Genomic DNA, 1,654 nt, shown 5'->3' on the forward strand with positions numbered 1-1,654 from the left:
CCCTGGGACCCCCGGCCCCTACGGGTACCCGCAGCAGCCCCAGCAGCCGGGCCCCTACGGGCAGCAGCCCCAGCCCGGTTACGGCTTCCCGCCGCAGCCGCCGTACCCCGGCGCGCCCGGCACCGCCCCCGGCGGCCTCTTCCCGCCCCAGGGCGGTGGCAAGAAGAAGACGGCGCTGATCGTGGGCGCCGCGGCGGCCGCGCTGCTCGTCATAGCCGGCACCGTCTACGCCGTCACCAGCAGCGGCGACGGCAAGAAGAAGCCCGTGGCCGAGCAGAGCGGCAGCAGCGCGCCGACCTCGTCCGGCGCCCCCTCGGCCTCCTCGTCCGCCACCGGCGGCGACGACCCCGAGGACCTCAACAAGGGCCGCGCGTCCGGTGAGGCGAAGGTGCTCTGGTACAAGTCGGCACCGGACGCCCCCGGCTCGGGCGCCGACGCCCCCGGCATGTGGGTCGCCGGGAACACCGTGGTGAAGGCGGCGTACAAGCAGGTCTTCGCCTACGACACCGGCAACGGCTCCTCCCCCTGGGGACCCGTCGACTTCCCGCAGAAGATCTGCGCCGTCACCCCGCAGAAGTCGGACGACGGCAAGGTCGTCGTGGCGTACATGAACGGCGCGGGCGACAACGCCAAGTGCAACCAGCTCACCCAGCTCGACCTCGCCACCGGCAAGAAGGGCTGGAACGCCCAGGTCGCCGACGGCGGGCTGTTCGACAGCGCGCTCAACGTCGAACTGAGCGTGGCGGGCAGCACGTTGATGGTGGGCCGCTCCGAGTCGGGCACCGCCTACGACATCGACAGCGGCAAGAAGCTGTACGACAAGAAGCGCTACGGCAACGCCTGCTTCCCCGCCGGGTACGCGGGCGGCGCAGGCCGGCTCGTCCAGGTGGCGTCCTGCGCGGCCTCGACCAGCACCGAGCACGACGAGCTCCAGGAACTCGACCCGGCCACCGGCAAGGTGAAGTGGACCCAGCCCCTCAAGAAGGGCTGGCAGGTCAGCCGGGTGTACTCGATGAACCCGCTGGTGGTCTATCTGACCAACGAGGACAAGAAGACGTGGAACATCTCCACCTTCACCTCGGACGGCAAGTTCCGCTCGCAGGTCAAGGTGGACGAGAAGTTCTCCCCGAGCTGCGGCTGGGCGATCCTGGAGCGCGACCTCCAGGGCTGCCAGGGCGTCGCGGCCGACGCCGACACGCTCTACCTGCCCACGTCGGCGACCTCCAGCGCCAACGAGATCGTCGCGATCAGCCTCTCCACCGGCACCGCGAAGTGGCGGGTCAAGTCCCCGGCGGACGAGCCGATGGCGCCGATGAAGACCGAGGGCGGCAAGCTCATCGCGTATGTGCAGCCGTCGTACGACGCGGGCGGCCAGGTGGTCTCGATCGCGACCGCCGGCGCCACCCACACCCCGGTGAAGCTGCTCCAGAACCCGCAGGGCACCGCGCAGATCGAGGACACCTTCTACAACGGCGTCATCGACTGGGCCGACGGGCGCTTCATCATCTCGGCCGGCCGGCTGAACGGCAGCGACCAGTCGAAGGAGAAGCTGATCATGGCCTTCGGCAACTGAGCCCGGCCCGCTTCCCGGCCTTCTCCCGTTCCGTCCGCCGTCCGGCCTTCCGAGTGTCACCGAGGTACCCGAGCCATGACC

At 70.4% G+C, this 1,654-nt stretch carries 1 protein-coding gene; it reads left to right on the plus strand.

From position 1 onward, the window contains the following. Positions 1-1,573: outer membrane protein assembly factor BamB family protein (locus tag CCN72_RS35810; RefSeq protein WP_107430274.1), on the plus strand; the 1,573-nt coding region annotated here is incomplete at its 5' end. Positions 1,574-1,654: the final 81 nt, after the last annotated feature.

It is taken from the genome of Streptomyces murinus (assembly GCF_002154555.1).
GTDB classification, from domain to species: domain Bacteria; phylum Actinomycetota; class Actinomycetes; order Streptomycetales; family Streptomycetaceae; genus Streptomyces; species Streptomyces murinus.